We start from the raw sequence: 6,598 nt of genomic DNA on the forward strand, positions 1-6,598 counted from the left end.
AGTAGAAAGGTTTCTCTCACACTACGGGGTCTGTAGCCATTATAGCTGTTATCTTTAACAAGTCAAGTGGATATACTTGAAAAGGCATAAATATCGTCCATGAGAGGGAGCGCCCGAGAGTTTTTCTCGGGTAATAAAAACTGCCCAGCGATGGGCTTTTTTTATTTTAGCTACTCTAAAACAGTTTCAGTTCATACATTTCTTTTTTAATCGTCATCTATTAAATTAGTCTTAAAATTTGCATAAATTGGGTAATGGTCTGAAACTTCCCAAACAAATGTCTCATCATCAATTCCGTATTCTTTATCAAAATAGAAAACCTCAGCACTATCTTCTGCATATTCATGGTTAAGTGTACTATCCATCATAACCATCCTGTCATAAGTCCAGTCAGTTTTAGTCATGGTATCCATATCATTGGTGATTACCCAGTGGAATTTAGAAGCTTTAAATGGATTGGTATTGTCATTCTCGTCAAAATAACTTCCGTCGGCATTAAAGTCCCCCATAACAATAATATCCTCTTCGCTGGGGTTCTTAGCTAAGATTGAATCAACAACATTGGCGAGATGACCAATTTCGGAGTCAGCATCATCCGGTTTAACATGGATTCCCACGAGGGTAAAATCAAAATTTCCACTCCTAAAAGAGACTATATAAGGTTCTCTTTCAAAAACATCATTCACGTCGTTGTATATATAGTCAGAATTTTCAATGAATTCTACTTTATCGGTGTCGTAAAAGTAAGCATAAGCTTCTTTAGCGCTGCTTCTTCCGAGCCTTTCACTTCTCTTGAAAGCATATTTTTCATAACCTACTGCTTCGTTTATTTTTTGAAGATAATAGGGAGTAGTTTCTTTCTTCACGTCCCTAATTTCTTGAACAAGCATAATATCAAATTCTTGAGCAATCTTTTTCAATACATTCATTACTTCTTCCTTTTCTCTTTTTGTCTTTCCAAATATTTGGATATTAAAAGCAGCAATTCTAAGCGTTGATTCAGGCAGACAATCATTATCATTTTGAAAAGTGCACTCAACCCCACAGCAATTATTGTCATTCTGACAACCACAATCTGGGTCTTGAGTTACCGTACAGTTTGCAGGGCAAATACCATTACAACCATCAGGGGTACAGACTGGAGGAATACAGGTAGGATCTAAAATACAATCTGGATCATCACAATCTATTAAGGCATCACCGTCATCATCTATGAGGTTATCACAGATTTCTGGTGGTGAACAATTATTATCATTTTGGGAAGTACATCCAATTCCACAGCAGTCATTGTCATCCTTGCAGCCGCAATCAGGATCTTGAGCTACTGTGCAATTTGCAGGGCAATTCCCATTACAACCATCAGGGGTACATTTTGGCCAATAGATAATGGCGATTATGATTATCAGCACAATAATTACTACAAACCCGATACCTTTTCCTTTTAGTAATCTTTTGGTATCCATATTCTTCCTAACCCTATTATAACAAATTTAAAGAATCTATAGAAGTAACTTGAATAAACAAATAGGCCCAGCGATGGTCCTTTTAGTTTTAGAAAGACCATGGACAATGGTCGAATAATTATCTCAAGTTTGAGTTAGAAGTAAGAGTTTAGAAGAATAAAAAATGTCTCAACAATGAGGCATTTTTTTAACTCTTTTTAAAAGCTTATAATTGTTTATAACTCTATCATCTTTAATAAATAGCTTCTTTTAAGCTAAATTTTTAGTATCTTCTAATTGCTTATAACCTAAATATCACCACTTCAAAAGTTCAATTGATAATATGTGCTCACAGATTCGCCAATGGGATGAATTAAGTTCATATCTTGCATTATTTTTAGATCACGGTTTATTGTTGGCCTGGGCGTGCCTTCCAATAACTTTTCACATTCCTTCGCTGTTATCCTTTTTTTCTCAATTAAATGATCCCAAATTTTAATTTGTCTTTCGTTTAATTTACTTAATTCTTTCCCGAGTAAAATAACCTTAAAACTATTGGCGGTATTTTTAAAAATAGGTTTCATTAGATTCCACTCGGCCATTTTATTAAAAACAATATCAATGCCCCTACCATATTCCTCTAAATAGCCCATATCTTTAAGAATTGTAGCTATAACCTCATTCCTACTAACCTGGGCATCTTTTATATTTTCGATAGTTACTCCTGGAGGAAGACATCCTGGATTAAAAACCTCAATTCTGTCTCCAAAAACATTTACTTGTGCATATGTTTCTGTAATCTGATAGTCTCTGTGTATTACCGCATTGGCTACTATTTCTCTAATAGCCTTTTCTGGATATTCATATCTCTCAAATCTTTTAGCGCCCACAACATGAGCACTTTTCTTAATATTCCTCAAAATAAATTTCTGCATTTCGTCGATCTGATAGTCTAAAGTGCCTCCGATGTCTATTTTATCAATGATATCGCTCGACACCGTAAAACCTTTATATCTTACACATCTAATAATATATCGTGAGAATGCTTGAAAAGATTGAGGGTTATTGTCTTTAGCAAATATTAAAAACCCACCAAGAGTTGGGGCTTTAGCGCCATTAAAATCATCAGCTATACCCAAATTTTTTAAAACCTTAAAAGTAGGAGAATGATCAACGTCTACTCTATTGGTCTGTTTACCGCTTTTTATTAATAACTCGGTAATCTTGCCTAGCTCTAGATCTTCTAACTCTACATCTTTGGCTTTCAGTCGATCAATTTTTAATTTTTTAGAAAGCGCAATTAAACGTCTAACTTCTTCCTCAGTCATTCTCCTATCGGTGTTGCCATCTCTAATATATGCCCCGTGTGGTAGGCCAACTGGTTTATAATAACAAGGTTTAAATTGTTCAGGGCATTCTGGAACAACAATTGCTAACAGGTTTTTGTTATCGTATTCTAATATATGATATTCAGGCCTGATCGTGAAGCTCATTTTGGCGTTCATATCACTGAATTTCTCTTGTATCTCAGCTATGTTATTTAAACCCACTAATACAATTTTTTTATTGGCCTTGTCATCTATTCCTCCAAATACAATAACTCCACCTCCTGGTTTTTGAGAAAAAGAGGAGATTGTTTTCCAGGCACTTCTAGGCAACCCTCCTCTACCATCTTTAAATTCGATTTGATCGGTCTCTGAACGATACTTTACTGCTAGCTCAATTAATTTTAAGATGTTTTGGTCATCCATAATTTTAAAATTATTCTTTCTTTCATAGATGGGCTTTATCTACTTTTAGGGTAACCCTATTTTTTGACAAGTTCAAGAGAAATAAAACCTGCCCAGCAATGGGCTTTTCTGTTTAGCTATACACGAGAAATTGGCTCATCAAATCTCTTTCATAGCTTTTAATTCTTTTACTAAGATATCATAGATTTTAGGCAACCACTCATCAATTTCTTTATCAGAAAATCCAAGGATTTTTAGAATTTTTTTATCAAGCTCAATCCTCGCTGGGAATCTATTCTCTAATTGTTCAATAATTGAAGGGAATTCTACGTCTTTGAGTTTTTCAAAAAGATTCATGAGGGTCTCCTTCTCTTTTTCTGAAACTGATCTAGGATTTATTTGCTTAGTTAATTCCCAATCGTGAGCACTCATTCTTATATAAGTACCGAGTGTTTCTGGTTTATAAATAATAAATTGAGATAAACACAGAATAGAATTTAAACTAAGAGTGTATATTTTACAGTCGTTTTTGTCTAAGTTGCTAAAAGCAAAAAATAAATTAGACAATACGAGCGGTTCTTCAGAAAATAAAGCTATAAGATGTGTATTTTTTGAAGAGAGATTTATCTTGTCTGGGACCACTAAACGAGAAAGCCCTAGGTTTTCGACCTTCTTTTGAATAACCTTCCAGTCAAATTTTTTCTTTTTCCATTTCGAAATAGCTAAAACTTTCTTGAAATCGCTATATTCGCATGTAGTGACAAAATCATGCTGTTTTGCAATATCAATTTTTTTTATTCCGGTTAATGTCCTAAGCAACGGCTTGATATCTTGTTTTGGAATTTTTAACTTAAATTTTGTATCTTTAATCGCTGCGTAAATTTTTTTTGGCTCTTCCCTCTCAAAAACTATAAAAGCTCTTTTAAGTCGTGACTCATCTAGAGGATTTGTGATATAAACAAGTTGTCCAAGACCCTCCGGTGATGTTATCCCTTCCTTAAGCATGTCGCTCTTTAAATTTGTTAGCTTGTCTTCATTCTTTATTGATCTTTCAACAAATACTCTTAAAATCTCCATATTGTTTTGGCTAACGCCACCAATAAGCGGCATAAAGTTTTCTCTATAATCTAAAAATTTCTTGTAATTAATAAAACGGAGCTCAATATCCTCGTCTGAATAAGTAGATTGATTTTTAGAAATACTTTTAATTTTCTTGGTAATCCTTTCTCCATCTTCTGTGCTCATTTCTTTAATAGATCTCTTGAGAAAAACAATTCCTGTTAAATCTCTTGCTTTTGGCTTCCTTTTTTCTGCAATCAATAGAATGTCTCTAAAGGCTGATCCTTCGCTAAAGGCAATATCTTCGGTGGTTTTTAACATATAATGAATGTGATAGTTCTCCAAAATGTAGTTTCTTATTTCTTGGGTGGCTTTCCCTCGAGCTATATTTATTGGAATAACCAATCCCATTTTTCCATTTTCTTTTAATAGATAATCTACAAGAGCTAAAAAAAATCCCCAGAAATTTATCCGATTACCACACTTCGTGATCAGATGCTGAAAATCTTTTAAATGCTCTCTATACTGTTTTGGTAATTTATTTCTATCCGAGAATGGTGGATTCATTAAAACTACATCTACGGGCTTCAACGAAAATTTCTCTCCTTTTTCACCTTCAGGTCCAATAGCTCCAGAACGATCTAAAACTACCTCCTCCCCGAAAACTTGAATTGCTTTTTGGGTTGGGACTCGAAAAGGCTCAATAGAAGTCCCTGGGCCTTTGGTAAATTCCGGGAGAATCAGTCTGTTTTGAAGCTCTAATGAATCCTGACAACCGACTCTTACTTTATTTGTTACGGCATTTGGAGTTTGAGCAGCGAGATTAACTGCAGTAAGGTGAGAAGCAAATGGCATTATATCTATTCCAGTTATTTGTTGTTCAATAAATTTTTTATGAAGCTTTTCTAGTTCTAAAAAAGAATCTATTTCTCTCTTTTCTTTGTAAAGATCCAACTTCCTCTTGTAAGCGGCAACTAACAAAGTCCCAGAGCCACAAGCAGGATCGATAACTGTAGTGTCCCATTTATCGATTGTTAACTCTGCAAGGATATCTGCAGCTACAGGGTTCGTGTAAAAAGCCGCTAAGATTTTCCTTGTGGTTGGAGGCAATAGTTCGTGATAAAGCCTACCTAATAAATCGTGTTTAACAAACTCTGGTTTTAAAATATTTATTGCTTTAATAATTTCTCTGACTTCCTCTACAATCTCTTTTTGATCTGGGAGTTTAGAAACAAGATCTACTGAATAAATTGCTTTGTAGTTGATATCAGTGACTTTCTTAAAATAATCTTTGAGGGCTTGGATAGAAGTTATTTTATTTTCCTCTAATTTTTCTATCTTTCCAGTAGTCTCAGAAAATATACGATAAAAAAGTATCTGATTACTAAGAAGATAAGGAATTAAATCAATAGCAGTAAGTTGGAGTTCCTCCGTAGCTTTTTTAGTTTTTTCTATTTGTCCTAGTCCTAAGAACAAATCAAACCTCCCGACTACTGTTTCTATTAATTCACTAATTTCCTTTTTGGTTCTTTGTGCTCTTAAAATCTCCGAAATTACACCTATCCCAGTCCTCAGGACTTCTATAACAAGTTTAAATGAAGTCTTAGTTTCTTTGGTGACTAGAAAGTCATCTATAGAAAACCGAAGCTTTGAGAAAACTTCTGAAGGTTTGATGGAGGTAAAACTCTCATTAAAGAAATGGGAAAGGACAATAGCATTAACTTTGGTTTCTGTCGCTATATCCCTAACTATGTCAGGTTTTATAAATAATGGAGTTCTTACTTGAGCCGGATACTCTATGACTAAAATTCCGTCTCCCTTCACATCTTGACAATAACCCCAAGCCTGAGTAACACCTCTTAGAAGGTTCTTGGAATACCTTCCAGTTCCTATTTTGATCTCAACTATGAATCTTTTGGATTTATAAAAGCATTCAAAATCAAAATAGCCATGTCTAACTCCTATATCAGAGATATTTTCAAATCCATTTGCTTCCAGTAATCTTGATAATTCAGGGTATAAGCTCCGCTCTGTTATTGTTCTTCTCATGTTATTTCTATGAAGAGTAAATGCAATTTAATAATAACAAACTTCTTCAGAAACTTCTAATCAAAAAAGCGAAACCGATGAGATTTCGCCTGCAATTGTCGTTGAATATTGAAAATGTATAGAATCAGAGAAAAATAAAACCGCTTCTTTTTTAGCGGTTATTTTTAATAGGGTGGGGTCTAACCCCGTTCTTTTTATATTATTCCCAATTTAGATAAGATCCGACTGGATACTTGGCTAAAGGATTCTGAACTCCTCGGCTGAGAACATCAAAGTGAAGATGACAACCCGTTGTTAAGCCGGTGCTTCCCATGTAAC

At 34.4% G+C, this 6,598-nt stretch carries 3 protein-coding genes; all 3 read right to left on the bottom strand.

The window, feature by feature from the left end:
* Positions 1 to 206: 206 nt before the first annotated feature.
* Positions 207 to 1,463 carry an endonuclease/exonuclease/phosphatase family protein gene (locus KJA13_03045; GenBank protein ID MBZ9577990.1) on the bottom strand — a complete coding sequence of 419 codons (1,257 nt, stop codon included), beginning with the start codon at positions 1,461 to 1,463 and terminating at the stop codon, positions 207 to 209.
* Positions 1,464 to 1,765: 302 nt separating this feature from the next.
* The gene (locus tag KJA13_03050) at positions 1,766 to 3,193 is read right to left on the bottom strand and encodes a putative DNA binding domain-containing protein (protein MBZ9577991.1); all 1,428 of its coding nucleotides are present in this window, start codon (positions 3,191 to 3,193) and stop codon (positions 1,766 to 1,768) included.
* 138 nt (positions 3,194 to 3,331) lie between these two features.
* Entirely contained in the window at positions 3,332 to 6,280 is a 2,949-nt protein-coding gene (locus tag KJA13_03055; GenBank protein MBZ9577992.1) for an N-6 DNA methylase, read from the bottom strand.
* Positions 6,281 to 6,598 lie beyond the last annotated feature (318 nt).

This window comes from Patescibacteria group bacterium (assembly GCA_020148045.1).
GTDB lineage: Bacteria > Patescibacteriota > Minisyncoccia > Minisyncoccales > GWA2-38-27 > JAHCRG01.

Excerpts from the sequence above, each read along its gene's own strand:
- KJA13_03050 (MBZ9577991.1), bottom strand. The coding sequence starts at position 3,193 with ATGGATGACCAAAACATCTTAAAATTAATTGAGCTAGCAGTAAAGTAT.
- KJA13_03055 (MBZ9577992.1), bottom strand. The coding sequence starts at position 6,280 with ATGAGAAGAACAATAACAGAGCGGAGCTTATACCCTGAATTATCAAGA.
- KJA13_03045 (MBZ9577990.1), bottom strand. The coding sequence starts at position 1,463 with ATGGATACCAAAAGATTACTAAAAGGAAAAGGTATCGGGTTTGTAGTA.